Source organism: Nocardioides sp. NPDC006303 (assembly GCF_040613175.1).
Classification (GTDB): Bacteria; Actinomycetota; Actinomycetes; order Propionibacteriales; family Nocardioidaceae; genus Nocardioides.
On the sequence record NZ_JBEXRR010000011.1, the window covers coordinates 112984 to 131076 of the forward strand.

General features: G+C 70.1%; 17 protein-coding genes. 6 read left to right on the top strand and 11 right to left on the bottom strand.

The annotated features are described in order from the left end of the window. Window positions 1-86 precede the first annotated feature (86 nt). On the top strand, window positions 87-956 hold the full coding sequence (locus tag ABZY89_RS11505; RefSeq protein WP_355227215.1) for a LysR family transcriptional regulator: 870 nt from the start codon (window positions 87-89) through the stop codon (window positions 954-956). On the opposite strand, the gene ABZY89_RS11510 is transcribed toward ABZY89_RS11505, so the two are convergent. Then, window positions 938-1591 carry a DUF3159 domain-containing protein gene (locus tag ABZY89_RS11510; RefSeq protein ID WP_355227216.1) on the bottom strand — a complete coding sequence of 218 codons (654 nt, stop codon included), beginning with the start codon at window positions 1589-1591 and terminating at the stop codon, window positions 938-940. The genes ABZY89_RS11505 and ABZY89_RS11510 overlap by 19 nt on opposite strands. Before the next feature lie 202 nt (window positions 1592-1793). On the opposite strand from ABZY89_RS11510, the gene ABZY89_RS11515 reads away from it, so the two are divergent. Beyond that, window positions 1794-3548, top strand: a complete 1755-nt coding sequence (locus ABZY89_RS11515; RefSeq protein ID WP_355227218.1) for a histidinol-phosphatase — start codon at window positions 1794-1796, stop codon at window positions 3546-3548. Then, window positions 3545-4087: a hypothetical protein gene (locus ABZY89_RS11520; protein WP_355227220.1), complete on the top strand. Its 543-nt coding sequence runs from the start codon at window positions 3545-3547 to the stop codon at window positions 4085-4087. The genes ABZY89_RS11515 and ABZY89_RS11520 overlap by 4 nt, the downstream gene beginning before the upstream one ends. A 3-nt stretch (window positions 4088-4090) precedes the next feature. Here the strand turns inward: ABZY89_RS11520 and ABZY89_RS11525 are convergent, their stop codons facing one another. After that, window positions 4091-4720 carry a trimeric intracellular cation channel family protein gene (locus tag ABZY89_RS11525; RefSeq protein ID WP_355227221.1) on the bottom strand — a complete coding sequence of 210 codons (630 nt, stop codon included), beginning with the start codon at window positions 4718-4720 and terminating at the stop codon, window positions 4091-4093. A gap of 124 nt (window positions 4721-4844) precedes the next feature. Here ABZY89_RS11525 and sepH point away from each other — a divergent pair, with 124 nt between their 5' ends. Both sepH and ABZY89_RS11535 read left to right on the top strand, forming a co-directional pair. After that, entirely contained in the window at window positions 4845-5951 is a 1107-nt protein-coding gene (gene sepH, locus ABZY89_RS11530) for a septation protein SepH (RefSeq protein WP_355227223.1), read from the top strand. Window positions 5952-6109: 158 nt separating this feature from the next. Next, window positions 6110-7792 (top strand): alkaline phosphatase D family protein, encoded by a 1683-nt coding sequence (locus ABZY89_RS11535; protein ID WP_355227225.1) that lies wholly within the window; start codon window positions 6110-6112, stop codon window positions 7790-7792. Between the two features lie 73 nt (window positions 7793-7865). On the opposite strand, the gene ABZY89_RS11540 is transcribed toward ABZY89_RS11535, so the two are convergent. The 9 genes from ABZY89_RS11540 to ABZY89_RS11580 all read right to left on the bottom strand — a co-directional run bounded on the left by ABZY89_RS11540 (window position 7866) and on the right by ABZY89_RS11580 (window position 15449). Continuing rightward, complete coding sequence (locus ABZY89_RS11540) at window positions 7866-8510, bottom strand: thymidine kinase (RefSeq protein WP_355227226.1); 645 nt, start codon at window positions 8508-8510, stop codon at window positions 7866-7868. Window positions 8511-8520: 10 nt separating this feature from the next. Continuing rightward, window positions 8521-9138 (bottom strand): ABATE domain-containing protein, encoded by a 618-nt coding sequence (locus ABZY89_RS11545; RefSeq protein WP_355227227.1) that lies wholly within the window; start codon window positions 9136-9138, stop codon window positions 8521-8523. Window positions 9139-9187: 49 nt separating this feature from the next. Then, entirely contained in the window at window positions 9188-9811 is a 624-nt protein-coding gene (locus ABZY89_RS11550) for a pyridoxamine 5'-phosphate oxidase family protein (protein WP_355227228.1), read from the bottom strand. Window positions 9812-9932: 121 nt separating this feature from the next. Further along, window positions 9933-11057 carry a nucleotide pyrophosphatase/phosphodiesterase family protein gene (locus ABZY89_RS11555; protein WP_355227230.1) on the bottom strand — a complete coding sequence of 375 codons (1125 nt, stop codon included), beginning with the start codon at window positions 11055-11057 and terminating at the stop codon, window positions 9933-9935. Between the two features lie 91 nt (window positions 11058-11148). Further along, window positions 11149-11733 (bottom strand): DUF5998 family protein, encoded by a 585-nt coding sequence (locus ABZY89_RS11560; RefSeq protein WP_141804060.1) that lies wholly within the window; start codon window positions 11731-11733, stop codon window positions 11149-11151. A gap of 34 nt (window positions 11734-11767) precedes the next feature. Further along, window positions 11768-14470 (bottom strand): GNAT family N-acetyltransferase, encoded by a 2703-nt coding sequence (locus ABZY89_RS11565; RefSeq protein WP_355227232.1) that lies wholly within the window; start codon window positions 14468-14470, stop codon window positions 11768-11770. A gap of 33 nt (window positions 14471-14503) precedes the next feature. Beyond that, on the bottom strand, window positions 14504-14905 hold the full coding sequence (locus ABZY89_RS11570; RefSeq protein ID WP_355227234.1) for a PIN domain-containing protein: 402 nt from the start codon (window positions 14903-14905) through the stop codon (window positions 14504-14506). Next, window positions 14902-15174, bottom strand: coding sequence for a hypothetical protein (locus ABZY89_RS11575; protein ID WP_355227236.1), 273 nt, complete (start codon window positions 15172-15174; stop codon window positions 14902-14904). The genes ABZY89_RS11570 and ABZY89_RS11575 overlap by 4 nt, the downstream gene beginning before the upstream one ends. Before the next feature lie 47 nt (window positions 15175-15221). Further along, on the bottom strand, window positions 15222-15449 hold the full coding sequence (locus ABZY89_RS11580; protein WP_160024211.1) for a type II toxin-antitoxin system VapB family antitoxin: 228 nt from the start codon (window positions 15447-15449) through the stop codon (window positions 15222-15224). A 165-nt stretch (window positions 15450-15614) separates the two neighbouring features. Between ABZY89_RS11580 and ABZY89_RS11585 the strand changes: the two genes are divergently transcribed. After that, the coding region (locus tag ABZY89_RS11585) for a DNA topoisomerase IV subunit A (protein WP_355227237.1) at window positions 15615-18093 on the top strand (2479 nt) is incomplete at its 3' end.

An 18093-nucleotide genomic window follows, 5' to 3' on the forward strand; every position in this document is an offset into this window, starting at 1 on the left:
GTCGGTTCGGCTTTCATCTCCCAGCCTGTCCCGACGTAAGCGAACACTCAAACAGATAGTTCTGCTGCTTGCTAGCATCAACAGTGATGGAAATCGGACAGCTCCGTTACTTCGTCGCCGTCGTCGACCACGGCTCGTTCACGGCCGCGGCGCAGCGCCTCCACGTCAGCCAGTCGGGCATCAGCGCCCAGCTGGCCAAGCTCGAGCGCGAGCTCGGCCATGACCTGCTCGTCCGGGGTCCCCGCAACGTACGTCTCACCCACGCCGGCGAGACGCTCCTCCCGCGCGCCCGCGACGCGATCCGGGCGGTCGAGGGTGTGCGGCAGAGCGCCGACGAGCTGAGCGACCTGATCCACGGCCAGGCACGCCTCGGGATGATCGCCGGCTGCACGATCCCCGGCTTCCTGGACGCCGTCGCCACCTTCCACCGGGAGCATCCCGGGGTCAGCGTCGAGCTCGTCGAGGACACCTCAGACCGCCTCCAGCGACGTACGCTGGCCGGCGAGCTCGACCTCGGCCTGATCTCCCACGCGGGACCCGTCATCGACGGCCTCGCCACCGAGTCCGTCAGCGACGAGCGGCTCGCGGTGATCACCTCGGCTGGCCACCGTCTCGCCGGCGCCCGGCCGAGGCTCGCCGACCTCCGCGAGGAGACGGTGCTCTGCATCCCGCCGGGCACGGGCATCCGCACGGCCTTGGAGCAGTCGTGCGCGCGGGCAGGCGTGGAGCCGAAGGTCGACCTGTCCGGGTCCAACCCGGAGACGCTGCTGGGACTGACCGCCCGCGGCTTGGGTGTCTGCGTGCTGGCCGAGTCGATGGCCGCCGGGACCGATCTGGTCGCGACGCCGATCATCGACGCGGAAGTGAGGGCCGGGCTGGCGCTCGTGGTCCGCGAGGGTGACCAGCAGCGCGCCACCCGGCGGCTCCACGACCTGCTTCAGGCAGCGCTCACCTGAGGATGGCGTAGCCCGGGATGGTCCTCGGGCAGCGAGCGCCGCAGGACGACCCAGCTCACCAGCAGGCACAGCGCGACCAGCGGCCAGCTGAGCGCGACCCGGGCGATGGCCAGGGCGACCACGTCGCCCGACCACCACAGCGGGCCGAAGATGGCGACCCGGATGACGTACTGACAGACCCAGACCCAGCTCGCCAGCGCATAGCCCCGTAGCAGGACGGGGTCGCGACGCCAGGCGCCGCGCTGACGCAGGACCAGACCGACGACCACGCCGAGCAGCGGCCAGCGGAACGCGATGCTGACCGCCCATACCAGTGCGCTGGCCGCGTTGGCGGCGAGCTGGACCACGAAGAAGTCCTCCGCCCGGCCCGTACGTAGCGCGATCATCGCCGCGACCGCGACTCCGGCCACGCCAAGCAGCACCGCGCGCGGCTTGCGACCCTTGCGCCACTGCCAGATCGCCACGATCGCGGCCACCGCGACCGCCACCACGGTCGCGATCCACAGCTCTCCGCTGACCAGCCAGCCGGCCGCGAACGCGACCGGCGGGACGGTGGCGTCGATCGCACCCCGCGCGCCTCCGAGGAGGTCGGCGAGCGTCTCGGCGTCTTCGTTGCGGCGGTCGGTGGTCGTCACACGAGTAAGGCTAGCCTTACTTGCAAGGCGCGTGACGCCTCGGCCCGCGCAAGCGACCACTCGGCCAACGGGGGTGACGCCTCGGCAAAATTTCACCGGGAGGGCAACGCGCGGACGTACGGCGGCCATCCGGCACCGCTTTGCTCTGAGCGCCGCTGCTCGGGCATGCGGGAGACGCCTTATCCCAAGCGGAGGTTTCAACGTGTCACACGAGCACCACCCCCACTCGCACGGGCCGGACGGGCACCACCACGCCCACGCGCACGGCCATGACCACACTCACTCCCACGAGGTCGACGAGATCACCCTCGCCGCCTCCTCGGACGCGTCCGACAACGACCTGCGTCCCGCCGAGGTCACCCGGCGAAACCTGCTCCGCGCCGCCGGCATCGCCGGTGCGGTGACCGCCGGGATGGCCGGCATGACCGGCGTGACCCCGGCGATGGCCGAGACCGCCACGACCGCCACCGCGAGGAGCGGCAACCGGGCCACGATCCGGCACTGGCTCGCCGGCGACCACCACATCCACACCCAGTACAGCTCGGATGCGATGTACCGGGTCATCGACCAGGCACAGCACGGCGCTGCGTACGGCCTGGACTGGCTGGTCATCACCGACCACGGTGGTGCGACCCACGCCAAGCTCGGCGTCGACCTGGTCAACCCCGACATCGTGGCCGCGCGCAAGGTGCTCAAGGACACCCTGATCTTCCAGGGTCTGGAGTGGAACATCCCGGCCGCCGAGCACGGCACCGTCTTCGTCGCGCCGGGCGCCAACGAGGTCGCGGTGCTCAAGCAGTTCGAGAACGACTACGACGGCTCCGTCAAGGGCGCCAGCGGCAACTCCCCGCAGAACGAGGCGCTCGCCGTCGCCGGCATCCAGTGGCTCGGCAAGCAGGTCGACAAGCGCCGCGTCGCGGACGCGCTCTTCCTGGCCAACCACCCCGCCCGCAACGGCATCGACAGCCCCCACGAGGTGCGTGCCTGGCGCGACGCCGACCCGCGGATCGCGATCGGCTGGGAGGGCGCGCCCGGCCACCAGGCGGCAGGGCTGCCTGCCGGCTACGGCCCCGGCAGCGCCCGTGGTTACTACGGCAACTCCGCCGGCCCGAACTCCTTCCCCGGCTACCCCGCCGAGTCCTACCGCTCCTGGGGCGGCTTCGACTGGTTCACCTCGACCGTCGGTGGCCTGTGGGACTCGCTGCTCGCCGAGGGCAAGCCGTGGTCGATCAGCGCCAACTCCGACTCCCACGTCAACTGGGGCACGACCTCGCGCCGCCCCGACGGGTCGGACTCGGCCTCCTTCAACGCCAACGGCCGCTACGGCGACCCGGTCTACGCCGGCTTTCTCAACACCACCGCCGGTGACTTCTGGCCGGGCTACTACAGCCGCACCCACGTCGGCGCCTCCGAGCGCAGCTACGGCGCGGTCATGAAGGGCCTGCGCAACGGCCGCGTCTGGGTCGACCACGGCGCGCTGGTGAAGTCGGTCGACGTACGCGTCGTCTCCTCCGACGGTGGCTCGGAGAGCCTCGGCGGCACCCTGAAGGCGAAGAAGGGCAGCCGGATCTCGCTGGTCGTCACCATCGCCGCCCAGGACGTCCCGAACTGGTCGCAGTTCCTCCCCAGCCTCAACCGGGTCGACGTGATCCGGGGAGCGGTCGACCCGACGTACGTCTCCGACCGCGACACCTGGAAGGCGCCCGACACGAAGGTGATCGAGCAGACCGACACCTCGGGCCGCACCGGCACCTTCCAGCTGCGCTACGACCTCGGTCGCGTCGAGGAGGCGTTCTACGTGCGTGTCCGCGGCACCGACGCCAACCGGTCCCAGCCCGGCTACCTCGGCGCCAGCATCGACCCGGCCGGTCCCGCCATCGACGTCGTCGGCGACGCGGACCCGTGGGTCGACCTGTGGTTCTACACCAACCCGGTCTGGGTCGTCCCGACTCGATGACCACCCGACCCCTGGCCGTCGATGCCGACGCCCGGGACCTCGCCGCCGCCGAGCACCTCGTCCATCGCCTGGAGGAGGTGCTCGGCGCGGGGCAGCCCGAGGATGCGTACGTCATCAGCACCCATGTCGTGCGCGAGCCGACCGGCCGCTTCGTCGCCGTCCTGGACTGGCCCGATGGCCCGGCGGTCGAGGAGCTGACCGCGCTCCTCGCGGACCAGCTCCCCGAGGCGTACGTCACCCTCGACTCCCCCGCGATCGACGAGGCCGCCGCGCGCAGCGCCGGGCGGCTGGCCCGCTACCCGGGACGCACTGCGATCGAGACCGTGACCACAGTGGCCGCGGTCGAGGCGGACAGCGTCGTCGACGCCGTCGAGGGCCTGGCCGGGATCTCGCTGGAGCCGGGCGACACCCTAGATCTCACCGGGTTCGCGCGGCCGATGTGGCGCGAGGGGCGCTGCGTACTCCTGGTCCAACGCTCCGCCGCCGGTCTGGTGCCGTTCGAGGTGCGCCACCAGATCCCCTGCTGCTCGGACCACTGAGGTTCAGACCGACGCGGAACCCCTCGGCAACGGCGCCTCCCAGTGGCGCCACATCGCCAGCAGCCGCCAGCCGGCGCAGACGACGAAGGCGGTGGCCATCACCAGCGGCTGCGGCAGCGTGAGGAACAGGCCGAAGGCCACGATCGCCGCACCGGCGAAGGCGGGGATGGCGTAGAAGACGCTGCGGCGCAGGATGATCGGCACCTGACCGGCGAGCACGTCGCGGATCACCCCGCCGCCCACGCCGGTGGCCAGCCCCATGACCGCGGCCGAGAGCGGGGAGAGCCCGAAGTCGAGTGCCTTGACCGCCCCCGCGATGACGAACAGCCCCAGGCCCAGGGCGTCGAAGACGTTGATCATCGGCCCGAGCCGCCCCAGCGCGGGATGGAAGTAGAACGTCAGCAGACCGGCCGCCATCGGCACCACGAGGTAGCGCCAGTCGGAGAGCGCCGCGACCGGGGTCGCGCCGATGGCCATGTCACGCAGGAAGCCGCCGCCGAGACCGGTGACACAGGCGAGGACGATCACGCCGAAGATGTCGAGCTCCTTGCGGACCGCCATCAGGCCGCCCGAGAGCGCGAAGACGAAGCACCCGACCAGGTCGAGCACGAGGAGGGTCAGCGTCTGTTCCACCACCGAATGGTCGCCTCGCTCGTACCAAAAACCCCAAATGCCACGGCCACGCCGCACGGCCACCCAATACGATGCAGGTCTGTGGCGTAGGGTCGTCACAACCGTATCTAGAATTGAGAAGAGGATGTCAGCCGAAGGATTGCCCCTGACTCCGGGCCAGCTCGAAGAGCAGGCTCCGGATGAGGCTGGTCCCGTCCTTCTGCGGCTCATCTCGGTCAGTGACGATGGTTTACGCATGCTTCTCGTCGATGACGAGGACCGTGAATACACCGCCGACATCGACGACCGTCTCCGTGCAGCACTCGAGGCTGTGTCGACCCGCCGATCGGAGCAAACCGTGAACAAGACCCCGAGCAGCAGCCTGCGGCCCCGTGACATTCAGACCCGTATTCGTTCGGGCGAGAGTGCCGAGGAGGTCGCCGCTGTCGCCGGCACCACGGTCGAGAAGATCTTGGCCTTCGCCGGTCCCGTCCTCGCCGAGCGCGAGCACATGGCACAGCGCGCCCAGCAGGCTTCCGTGCGCCGTCGGCCCGGTGAGGCCGCCAGCACCGCCCGCACCCTGGGCGAGGCGGTCAGCGCCCACTTCCAGACGATGTACGTCGACCCCGAGTCGGTCAACTGGGACTCCTACCGACGCCCTGACGGACGCTGGAAGCTCACCGGTGAGTACGAGACCCCCGAGCGCTCGGGCATCGCCGAGCTGACCTACGACGCCCCCGGCAACTTCGTCGAGCTCGACAACGACGACGCCCGCTGGCTGACCGGCGAGAAGCTCGAGGCTGCCGCGCCCGAGCCGGAGCCGATCACCGACGACATGCTCGCCGCGCGGCGTCGCCGCGCGCAGAGCTCGACCCCGTCGGCCCCGGCAGCGCAGGCTCCGGCAGCGCCGGCCGCGCCCGCCCCGGCACCGGCTCCGGTCACTCCTCCCCCGGCTCCCCAGCCGGTCAAGGAGGCCAAGCCGGCCAAGACGGCTCAGGTCGATGTCGACACCCCGCTCGAGGCGTTCCTGGGCGACGAGTCCCCGACCGGCAAGCAGGCGCCGGTCCCGCCCGAGCCCGAACCCGAGCTCGAGCCGGCGGTCGTCGAGCCCGCGGCCGCCGAGGCTCCTGCCGAGTCCGAGCAGTCCGACGAGGCTCAGCAGAAGCCGGCCAAGAAGTCGTCCGCGCGCCGCAAGCGCGCCTCGGTCCCGAGCTGGGACGAGATCATGTTCGGCGGCGGCAAGTCGGAGTGAACCGACTGGTGTGAACCCGTTCACGGACCGGCCATCGGCCGGTCCGTGTTACGTCGGCGACCCGACCCGACAGAGTCGGCAGCGGGTCGGGCGCAGTTCACGCGCCCCCGATGAAGTGAGTGGAGGCAAGCACTTCCACCCTTCTCGGAGGCCCCCCGATGCTCCTGCCCGACTCGCTGAGCCGACGCTCCCTCCTCTCCAGCACCGCTACGACCGGCTTCGCCGCATCCGCGGCCATGCTGCTCGGCACCGGTTCGATCCCCGCCGACGCGGTGTCCGTCAAGGGCGCCACGTCGCTCTCCGGCTACCCGTTCACCATGGGCGTCGCCTCCGGCGACCCGCTCCCCAACTCCGTCGTCCTCTGGACTCGCCTCGCCCCCGAACCGCTCGCCGCCGACGGTCTGGGCGGCATGCCTCAGGAGCCGGTCAAGGTCCGCTGGCAGGTCGCCGAGGACCCCCGCTTCCGCAAGGTCGTGAAGTCCGGCACCGTCACCGCCACCCCGAACTTCGGCCACTCGGTCCATCCCGAGGTCTGGGGCCTGCGCCCCGGCCGCGACTACTGGTACCGCTTCCTGGCCGCCGGCGAGGTCAGCCAGACGGGCCACACCCGGACCGCCCCGACGTACGGCTCCTCGCCCCGCCAGATGAGCTTCGCGTTCGCATCCTGCGCGCTCTACAGCCATGGCTTCTACACCGCCTACCGGCACCTGGCCGACGAGGACGTCGACGTCGTCTTCCACCTGGGCGACTACCTGTACGAGTCCGGCGTGACTCCCGAGAACAACTGGCGCAACACCCCGGTCTCCCCCGCCATCGGCGGGGAGACGCTCGACCTGGCGCGCTACCGCCTGCAGTACGGCCTCTACAAGTCCGACCCGGACCTGATGGCCGCTCACCAGTCCCACGCTTTCGTGGTCGCTCCCGACGACCACGAGGTCGAGAACAACTGGGCCGACGAGACCCCCGAGGAGCGGAGCCAGTCGCAGGGCGAACTGTGGATGCCGCGGCGTACGGCTGCCTTCCAGGCCTACTACGAGCACCTGCCGTTCCGGGCCAGCTCGCTGCCGGACGGTCCGGACATGCAGATCTACCGGAGCCTGCGCTACGGAGACCTGGTCGACTTCAACGTGCTCGACACCCGCCAGTACCGCGACGACCAGGCGTACGCCGACGGCTCCGACCCCGCGAGCCCGGAACTCACGCCGGACATCTACGACCCGTCGCGCTCGATGATGGGCTTCGAGCAGGAGGCGTGGCTCCAGCGCAACTGGCGTCAGTCGACCGCCCGCTGGCAGGTGCTCGCCAATCAAGCACCGATGGCCGAGACCGACCTCGACGAGACCGAGGCCAAGACCCTCTACATGGACCCCTGGGACGGCTACGTCGCCAACCGCAACCGGCTCCTCGAGGGCGCTCGCACCAGCGGCATCGAGAACCTCGTCGTCATCACCGGCGACCGCCACCACAACTACGCCAGCAACCTGCTGGCCGACTACGACGACCCCGAGTCGGCGGTCGTCGGCAGCGAGTTCGTCGGCACCTCCATCGCCAGCGGCGGCGACGGCGCCGACATGACCACCGGCGGCGAGACCCTGCTGCGGGCCAACGACCACCTGAAGTTCTTCAACAGCCAGCGCGGCTACGTACGCGTCAAGGTCACGCCCGAGGAGCTCTCCAGCGACTTCCGGGTCGTGCCGTACGTCCAGCGCCCGGGCGCCCCGATCTCCACCCGCGCGACCTACGTCGTCGAGAACGGCCGCCCCGGCGTCCAGCTCGACACCCAGAGCACCCCCGTCGGAACGAGGTACGCCGACGTGCCCATGCCGACGCTCAACCGCTAGCCCTCGCTGGTCGAGCCGCCGGAGCCGCCACGCTCGGCCGCAGGCGGCCTCGCGGCTCGGCCGGCGTGGCGGGTCAGCCGAACGGCAGCGGCTCGGGCACCAGGGAGACCGACTGGGCCCGGGCCGCGGTCAGGCGGCGGCGGTGGTGCTGGCGGCAGAGGACCTCGTAGGAGACCGCACTGGGGGCCTCGTCGGTGTCGCCGACGACGACCTGGTCGCCCTCGGTGACCATGACGCCGTCCTCGACCCGGGCGTTGTGGGTGGCCCGCTTGCCGCACCAGCACAGCGCCTCGACCTGCAGCACCTCGGTACGGTCGGCGAGCTCGACCAGACGAGCGGCGCCCGGGAAGAGCCGGGTGCGGAAGTCGGTGAGGATGCCGAAGCAGAATACGTCGATCTGCAGCTCGTCGGTGATCTTCGCCAGCGCCTCGATCTGCTCGGGCGTGTAGAACTGGGCCTCGTCACAGATGAGGTAGTCGATCCGAGCGCCGTGGGTCAACGCGTCGACGGCGTGGCGCCAGAAGTCGAAGTCGTCGGTTACCTCGATCGCGTCGTGGGTCAGACCCAGCCGCGAGGTGACCACCGCCTCGCCGGAGCGGTCGTGGGCGGTGAAGATCAGCCCCACCCTGCCGCGAGTCGCGTGGTTGTGGTTGGTCTGCAGCGCGAGAGTCGACTTCCCCGCGTCCATCGTCCCGGTCCAGAAGGTCAGCTCAGCCACTTGCGGAAGCCTAGTGGGCTGCGCTGCGGCTCGTGGCAGGACCCTCAGAGCTGGACATGTTCCGCCGATAGTGGCGCGCGACCCGTGCCCGGTTGCCGCAGCCCGCGGAGCACCACTCGCGCCTCGGGTGGTCGCGGACGAAGTACAGGACGCAGCCGGGGCCGCCGCACGCCTTCAGCTCGTGGGGCGCGTGCTGGGCCAGCACCTCGGACCCCTCCAGCGCCACCAGGTTCAGCTCCCGCTGCGGCCCGGTGCCGTCGGCGAGCCACTCGCGCTCGTAGCCGCCCTGCGCACCGTGGCGGAGCGTCGGCGCGCAGTGGGACATGAACTCGTTGAGCACCGCGAGCGCCGCTTCTGTGCTGAGCGCCTCGGAGACGCTGTGCGGCCGGCCGTCGGCGGTCACGTCGGCGGCCAGCCGGCGCAGGGCGTCGCGCAGCGCCCGGGTCCGGCCGAGGTCGTGCTCGTTCAGGTCTGGGTGGCGGCCGAGGCCCGCCTCCTCGGCCCAGGCCTCCAGGTGCGCCACGCTCTCCAGCGAGTCGTGCACGCCCGTCCGGTCGGCCCAGATCGTGTTCATGAGACGTACGGCCCGAGGCTGGGTCGGGTACAGCACCGGCACCTGCAGCTCCACCGCCGACTCCTCCGTCATCGATCTCGGTTGGTCAGTTCTAATGGTCAGTCTAGGGTTCGGCCGTTACGCCACGCGCGGCGGCCAGCTCGGCCTCGAGCTCGCTGATCCGCTGGGTCAGCTCGGCGACGGTGTGCCGAGCGGCTTCCAGGGGCACCAGCTGCGGGATGTGCTGCTTGCAGTTCCAGTCGAACGCCTCGACGTCGATCAGGATCCCACGCTCCACGCGCGCCGAGCTCCCGGCCGGAGCGAGCGAGCCGACCAGCTCGGGGTCGTCCTCGAGCTCGACGACCCGCGCACGACCGAAGATCTTCATCCGCGCTTGCAGCTGGTAGTCGATCAGGAACAGCGAGACCCGCTCGTCGTGATCGAGGTTGCCGCGGGTGATGTACTGCCGGTTGCCCCGGAAGTCGGCGAACCCCAGCGTCGTCTCGTCGACGACCTTCAGGAACCCGGGCGGTCCGCCGCGGTGCTGGACGTAGGGCCATCCGGTCTCGCTGACGGTCGCCAGGAAGAAGCTGTCCCGCGAGGTGATGAACGCGGCCTCGCCCCTGCCGATCCGGTCCGGCGCGTCACCCGCCTCCGCCATCCGTGCGTACGCGCCGGCGCTCCCGTGGATCGTCTGGTGCTCGGTCACCAGCGGCGTGAACGCGACCTGCCCGTAGCGCCCGGTCATCGCCGGCCCTCGTCGACTCTGTGCTCACCCATGACAAACCTTTCCGCCGGACACGACGAGTGTCTCTAATGGATACGTTGGTTGTAACCATTAGAACGGCCAGTCATTCCCGCTCGGCGAGTCAGGAGACCAGCAGCGGGATGAGCATCTCGTCCGGGGTCAGCGATCCGTGCAGCCCGACCAGGGTCGTCTCGTACTGGAACAGGCTGGTCGATACCACCGCGTGCTCACCGTGGGAGGCGACGATGACGTCGCCGAGCCGCGGCAGCACCGAGGGGGTGACCGGCCCGAACCAGCCACGCCGGATCGCGGTCTCCCGGGTCATCACGTCGGCCTTGTCCCCCAGCGTCTCCGACCAGGTCGCGACCACGTCCTCGACCGCGCCGCGCGAGCAGTAGAGATGCCGGAAACGGGCCTCGCCGCCGACCAGTGCGACCCCGTGGCGGAGCTCGGGGAAATCGTCGATGTCGGTGCGGGAGGTGGCGGGCGAGTCGACCATGCCGTGGTCGGCGAGCACCAGGAGACGTACGGACGGGTCCAGGGCGTCCCGCAACTGCTCGGCCTCGGCGTCGATCATCGAGAGCTGCTGCAGCCAGGGCGAGGAGGCGACGCCGTACTTGTGGCCGGTCCAGTCGAGGTCACCGTCGTAGAGGTAGGTCAGTGACCCCGGCACGCGCGAGAGCGCGACCGCCGAGGCGATCCGCTCGCCGACCCGGTCGGCGCCGACGAACTCCGCGCCCCGGTGGGCGGCGATGGTCAGCCCCGAGCCGCCGAAGACGCGCTTGTTGATCACCGTGACCGGCACGCCGGCCTCGCCCAGCCGCTGGAAGACGGTCTGGTTGGGCTGCCACTCGACCGGATCGACGTCCTTGCGCCACTGCAGCGCGTTGAGCAGGTGCTCGGTGCCGGGGATCCGGGAGGTGTAGCCGACCAGCCCGTGCCCGCCGGGCGTCAGCCCGGTGCCGAACGAGGTGAGGCTGGTCGCCGTCGTCGACGGCACCCCGGCCGTACCGGCCTCCTGGTCCTCGCTCAGCGAGGCCAGGAACGGCGCGGCGTGCGCATAGCGTCGCAGCAGGTTGGTGCCCATCCCGTCGACCAGGAAGACGACGTACGCAGCAGCGGAGGGCAGCTCGAGACCAGGTCGCGCCTCGGAGGTGCCCAACGGGATGCCCATCGCGGCGGCGACCGCCGGCAGGACATCACCCAGTGAGCGCTCCCCGTAGGCGGGGGCGACGAACCCGGTCACGGGGCCACATCCGTAGCGCAAGCGCCAGAATACGGATGTGACCCCGTGACGTTCCGATGGTTCGCTCGCTGACGCTCGCTCACGCGTCCCCTCACCGGTTGTGCGTGCGAGCCGAGAGCGATTCTGCGAAGGAGAGCAGGCGGTCGACCGAGTCGTGACCGTCGGCGGCGGCCGAGACGCGCAGCGAGAAGTCGTCGGGGGTGAGCACGCCGGTGTAGCCGTGGTCGGCGTCGCAGTTGGGGTCGGAGCAGCCCGCGGGCTCCAGGTCGACGCGGTTGACACCGCCCCAGCCGATGGTCATGACCACCTCGGCCGGCTTGCTCGATCCCTTGGTCGGGTTGGTGATCATCCGGGTCACCACCACGGAGTTGACCGAGTCGATGCGGACGGCCTCGGTGGACGTCGAGGTGTAGGGCTCGGGCAGCAGGTCGTCGCCGGCGTGCTCGTCGGTGTGGGCCAGGATCAGCCGCGTCGGGGTCAGCACAAGCACGGAGAGGTGGCGGCGCACCTCGTCACGGTCGAACGTCGGCTCGTGGTGCAGGAAGAAGGAGGACACCTTCTCTCCGGCCACTGCGGAGGCGACGCAGTCGGCCACCACCTCGGGGTAGTAGCCGGTGCGGTCGATCTCGGCGCGCAGGTCGTCGGCGCGGTCGAGATCATCGGTGCGGGTGCTCATGACACCCATCCTTCCACGGCGCGCCACAGGCCGCCTAGCCAGGAAGGGTGTCGCCCACCGCAGGGTTGAGGCGTCGTACGAACCAGTCGGAGCGCGGATCGGCGACCAGGTCGACCCTGGCGCTGGCGGTGAGGACGGCGGATCCTTCGAGCCCGACGAGGACCAGCGAGAGGTCGAGGGAGGAGATCTGGGGCAGGTCGTTCTGCAGCTGGGCGACCCTGAGCACGAGCCGCTCGATCTCGTCGACGTCGACCATGTCGCCGCCGCGGTAGCCGAAGAGCATCGGCGCGGCCTTGATCTCGCGCACCATCGAGGCGGCATCGCGCTCGGACAGCGGCGGGATCCGGTAGGCCTTGTCGGCCACCAGCTCGGTGATCGGGCCGGCGATGCCGAAGGAGACCACGGGGCCGAACAGCGGGTCCTCCATCGAGCGGATCGCGACCGGGACCCCCGGGGGCGCGGTGCGCTGCACCGTGAACCCGCCGGTCTCCGGCGGGATCCGGCTCGTGATCAGCTCCCAGGCCTCGGTCATCTCGTCGACGTCGTCGATGTTGCGTACGACGTGGGCCTGGTCGGGCCGCTCCCGGACGCTCTCGACGGTCGCCTTGAGGACGACACCCCAACCGAGGTCCTCGCCGGCGGCGATCGCCTCCTCGAGGGTGCTGACGCTGTGGGTGTTCCACAGCTTGATGCCGTACGCGGCCAGGACCATGCCCAGGTCCTCGCGGCTCAGGTCACCCCCGGCCGGGCGCGCGGCGAGCACGTCGGTGACGATCTTGCGCGCCGTGCGCGGGTCGCACTCGTCGGTGCTGAGCCACGGGGTCTCGCCGTCGGCGGAGCGCAGCCACACGGCGTACTCCACGACCTTGGCCAGTGCGCGTACGGCCGACTCCACCGAGGAGTAGGACGGCACCGAGCCGCGACCAGCGGTCGAGCCGGCTACGTCGGGGACACGGAGCAGCTCGGGGACACCCTCGGCACCCAGGAAGCTGGTGACCAGCGGCTTGTCGGACTGCTCCCCCACCGCGGCGAGCACGTTGGCGATCTCCTCGCCGGAGACGTTGAGCGGCGGGATGTAGACCGAGATCACCGCGTCGACCTCGGGATCGTCGATGGCCGCGTCGAGCGCGTCCTCGAAGTCCTCGGCGCTCGGCTCGGTGGGCAGCGGAACCTGCTTGTTGACCTGCAGACCCGCCGAGACGGCCGCGTCGGCGGCCAGCAGACCGAGGGCGTCGGAGTTGCCGACGATGGCCACCCGCCGGCCGCGCGGAAGCGGCTGGTGGGCGAGGAGCTGGGCGACGTCGAACATCTCGTCGAGGGTGTCGACCTGGATGATCCCGGCCTGGCGGAACATCGCATCGACGGCCGCCGGCGGGGCGCTGATCTTGCGGACCGCGTGGCCCATCGGCACACCCTGGGTGGTGCGGCCGGAGCGGACGGCGACGATCGGCTTGCGCAGCGAGACGCGGCGGGCGATGCGGGAGAACTTCCGCGGGTTACCGATCGACTCCAGGTACATCATCACGACCTCGGTCGAGACGTCCTCCTCCCAGTACTGCAGGAGGTCGTTGCCGGAGACGTCGGCGCGGTTTCCGGCGCTGACGAAGGTCGACAGGCCCAGGCCCCGGTTGTTGACCTTCTCCAGGATCGCGGAGCCGAGCGCACCCGACTGGCAGAAGAAGCCCGCGCGGCCGCGCGGCGGCATCGTCGGGGCGAGGCTGGCGTTGATCTTGACCTGCGGGTCGGTGTTGATGACGCCGAGCGCGTTGGGCCCGATCAGCCGCAGCCCGTAGGAGCGGGACAGGTTCACCAGCCGCCGCTGCCGCTGGCGGCCCTCCTCGCCGGTCTCGGCGAAGCCGCTGGAGATGACCACGAGCCCGTGCACACCCTTGGCGGCACAGTCGAGCACGACGTCCTGGACGGCGTCGGCCGGCACCGCGACGATCGCCACGTCGACGTCGTCGGGGATGTCCTGGACGCTCTTGTACGCCGGCATTCCGCTGACCGCGGTGGAGCTGGGGTTGACCATGTAGACCCGGCCGGTGAAGTCGCCGATCACCAGGTTGCGCACGAGTGCCTGGCCGACGGTCTCCTGCCGCCGGCTGGCGCCGATGACCGCGACCGAGCGCGGGTTGAAGAAGCGGTGGATCGAGGCGGACTCGGCCTCGTGCTCGCGCAGGGCGAGGCGGCCGACCGCGGTGTCGGTGACGTCGATCCCGAACTGCAGCGAGATGACCCCGTCCTCGTAGACGCTGGCCACCTTGTAGCCGGCGTCGCGGAAGGTCTGGATCATCCGCGCGTTGTCGGGGAGAACGTCGGCGGTGAACTTGGTGACTCCGCGTTCGCGCCCGGCCTGGGCGAGGTGCTCGAGGAGGATCTGCGCGATCCCCCGGCCCTGGTAGTCGTCCTCGACGAGGAAGGCCACCTCGGCCTCGCCGGGCTTGACCACGTCGTAGCGCCCGACCGCGATCATCCGGCCCCGCAGGGTCAGGATGAACGCCACCCGGTCCTTGTGGTCAACCTCGGTGAAGCGCGCGACATCGCGGGCGGACAGGTGCGGCATCGGCGAGAAGAAGCGGTAGTACTTCGACTCGTCACTGACCCGGTGGTCGTAGAAGTCGACCAGCAGGTCCTTGTCCGCCGACCGGATCGGTCGGATGTGGGCCGTCCGCCCGTCGCGCAGCAGCACGTCCGCCTCCCAGTGGGAGGGGTACGGCGGGGTCTGCTGCGCGGTCACGAGAGAAATCTAGCGGTACGCACCAGTCGCCGCTCAGTCCACGATGCCCAGACGTGGCGTCGGCGTGAGGACCGTGACCAGATGTGCGAAGGGCTTGAAGTCATCGACGTTCAGCGTCATGACGCCGGCGCCGTGGCGGTGTGCCTGCGCGGCGATCAGGGCGTCCTTGCCTCTGACCTTGGCGCCCGTCGCCTTGGCTCCGGCCGCGACGAGGCCATAGGACCGCGTCGATTCCTTGTCCATGGGCAGCCAGTCGAAGCGTGCGTCGAGCTGGTTGAGGCGCTGGGTGCGTTTCGCGATCTGCTCGGGGCTCGTGGCGGCCTGAACGCCGAACTCCAGCTCAGCACGGGAAAGAATGCTGGCTGCGTACGCCTCACCAGCGTCGAAGAGGTAGCGGTCGAAGTCGATGAGGACGTTGGTGTCGAGGATGATCACCGGCGGTCCCAGGGATCGGTGACCTCGTCGTCGAAAGTGTCGTCGACATCAGCGAGCCACGCATCAGTCTCCGCCGGCGTGAGGCCGGGCTCGTCGGCGTTGAGCACGTCGCCGCGGACCCAGCGGGCCGGACCCGCGTGCGTCGGGACCAAGCGCACGCCAGTCGCGTGGCCGTGCGCAGTGATCTCGAACTCCTCCCCGGTCTCCAGGACACGCTGGATCACGGAGTTGGGGTTCTGCTTGAGATCCCGGGTTCCGATCGTGTTCATGCACCCATCATAGGGCGGGGTGTAGACGTACGTCTACACCCCGGGTGTCAGTGACGTACGACGTTGGCGCGGTCGCGCTCGTTGAGCACCCGCCAGCCGTCATAGTCCCAGTTCCGCGCCAGCTTCTGGGCGTGCTTGGGAGCGTCGCCCTCATGGTTGCGGATGACGAGTTCGCGTACGGCGAACTCCACCGCCTCCTGGGGCGTGGTCGCGCCGGAGATCCGCTGGATCTCCTCGAGCAGCTCAGTGTCGAGCTCGATCTGGGTGACAGCCATCTTCAAGCACCTCCATGTGCGTTGAACCGGTGACTCCGGACGGATTGATCTCTACTGCCAATGTACGCGGATGTGCGGCGTACGGAAGGGCGGCTCCGCTACGACTTGGGCCCAATCGGCGAGCCCGGTGTGGCATTCGCACAGGGATTCGAGACAATGCCCCTTATGGCACGCGGCAAGACCAAGCAGGACGTACCCGACGATTTCGAGGAGCACATCCTCGACACCGACATCGGGGACGAGATGCGGTCCTCATTCCTGGAGTACTCCTACTCCGTCATCTACTCCCGGGCACTGCCCGACGCCCGCGACGGTCTCAAGCCCGTGCAGCGCCGGATCCTCTACACGATGAACGACATGGGCGTACGTCCAGACCGCGGCCACGTGAAGTGTGCCCGCATCGTCGGTGAGGTGATGGGCAAGCTGCACCCGCACGGTGACGGCGCGATCTACGACGCCCTGGTCCGGATGGCGCAGCCGTGGGCGATGCGGCTGCCGATGATCGACGGGCACGGCAACTTCGGCTCCCCCGGCGGTGACGACCCGGCTGCCGCGATGCGTTACACCGAGGCCCGGATGGGCCCGGCGGCGCAGGCGATGACCGATGACATCAAGGAAGACACGGTCGACTTCCGGCCCAACTACGACTCGCGGGAGATGGAGCCGAGCGTGCTCCCGGCGGCGATCCCGAACCTGCTGGTCAACGGCGCCACGGGCATCGCGGTCGGCATGGCCACCAACATGGCCCCGCACAACCTGGTCGAGGTCATCGCCGCCGCGCGCCACCTGATCAAGCACCCCGGCGCCGAGCTCGACACGCTGATGAAGTTCATCCCCGGTCCCGACCTCCCCACCGGCGGCACCATCGTCGGCCTGGACGGGATCCGGGATGCGTACGAGACCGGCCGCGGCTCCTTCAAGATCCGCGCCACCACGCGGATCGAGCCTTTCGGACGGCGCAAGGGCATCGTGATCACCGAGCTGCCGTTCAACATCGGCACCGAGAAGATCATCGAGCGCGTCAAGGTCCTGGTGCAGTCCAAGAAGATCCAGGGCATCGCCGACCTCAAGGACCTCACCGACCGCGAGCACGGCACCCGGCTGGTGATCGAGGTCAAGAACGGGTTCGTCCCCGAGGCCGTCCTCGAGCAGCTCTACAAGATGACGCCGCTGGAGGACTCCTTCGGGATCAACAACGTCGCGCTCGTCGACGGGCAGCCGCGCACGCTCGGCCTCAAGGAGCTGCTCGAGGTCTTCCTGGGACACCGCTACGACGTCGTACGCCGCCGTTCGCAGTTCCGTCGTGACCGGGCCGCCGACCGGCTGCACCTGGTCGACGGGCTGCTGATCGCGATCCTCGACATCGACGAGGTCATCCAGCTGATCCGCTCCTCCGACAACGCCGGCGAGGCCAAGGAGCGGCTGATGTCGGTCTTCGACCTGAGCCAGCCGCAGGCGGAGTACATCCTCGACATGGCGCTGCGCCGGCTGACGAAGTTCTCCAAGATCGAGCTGGAGAAGGAGCGCGACGACCTGCGCTCGACGATCGAATACCTCGACTCGATCCTCGGCGACGACGAGATGCTGCGGAAGGTCGTCTCCGACGAGCTGGGCGAGGTCTCCAAGACCTTCGGCACGCCGCGGCGCACCGTGCTGCTCGCCTCCGCCGGCACGCCGGCGCTCGAGGCGATGAGCCTCGAGGTCGCCGACGACCCGTGCTTCGCGCTGCTCTCCTCGACCGGTCTCCTGGCCCGCTCCTCGGACGCGGAGCCCTTCTCCACGGGGTCGGGGCGCGCCAACCACGACGTGATCGTCTCGGTGGTCCCGGCGACCGCACGCGGGCAGATCGGCGTGCTCACCTCCCGCGGTCGTCTCGTACGTCTCGGGGTGCTCGACCTGCCGGCGATGCCGCCGACGCACGGCGACCCGAACCTCTCCGGCGGCCTGCCGCTGTCCGCGCTGCTCTCGCTGGAGTCCGACGAGCGGGCGCTCGCGCTCACGACGCTGGCCACCGACGGTCCCGGCATCGCGCTCGGCACCAAGCTCGGTGTCGTGAAGCGGGTCAACCCCGAAGTGCTGCTCAACAAGGACGAGTGGGAGGTCATCAAGCTCGCCGACGGCGACGAGGTGGTCGGCGCCGCCCAGCTGCGCACCGGCACCGAGTCGCTGGTCTTCGTCACCTCCGACGCCCAGCTCCTCCACTTCCCGGCGGACGTCGTACGGCCCCAGGGCCGCAGCGCCGGCGGGATGGCCGGCGTCCGGATGGCCCACGGGTCCAAGGTCGTCTTCTTCGGCGTCGTCTCCGCCGACGCGCCCGAGGGTGCCGCGGTCGTCACCGTCGCCGGGTCGTCGAGCGCTCTGCCCGGGACCGAGACCGGCTCGGTGAAGACCACGCCGTTCAGCGAGTACCCGGCCAAGGGCCGGGCCACCGGCGGCGTACGCGCGCACCGCTACCTCAAGGGCGAGGACTCGATCGTCTTCGCCTGGGTCGGCGCCGCTCCTGCGATGGCCGCGGCGGCCTCCGGCGCGCCCATCGACCTGCCCGAGATCGACCGGCTCTACGAGTCGCGGCTGATCTACTCCTTCCCGCACCCCGACCTCGCCGACCTGGCCCTGCCGACCATCGACCTCGTCGTCGCGACGC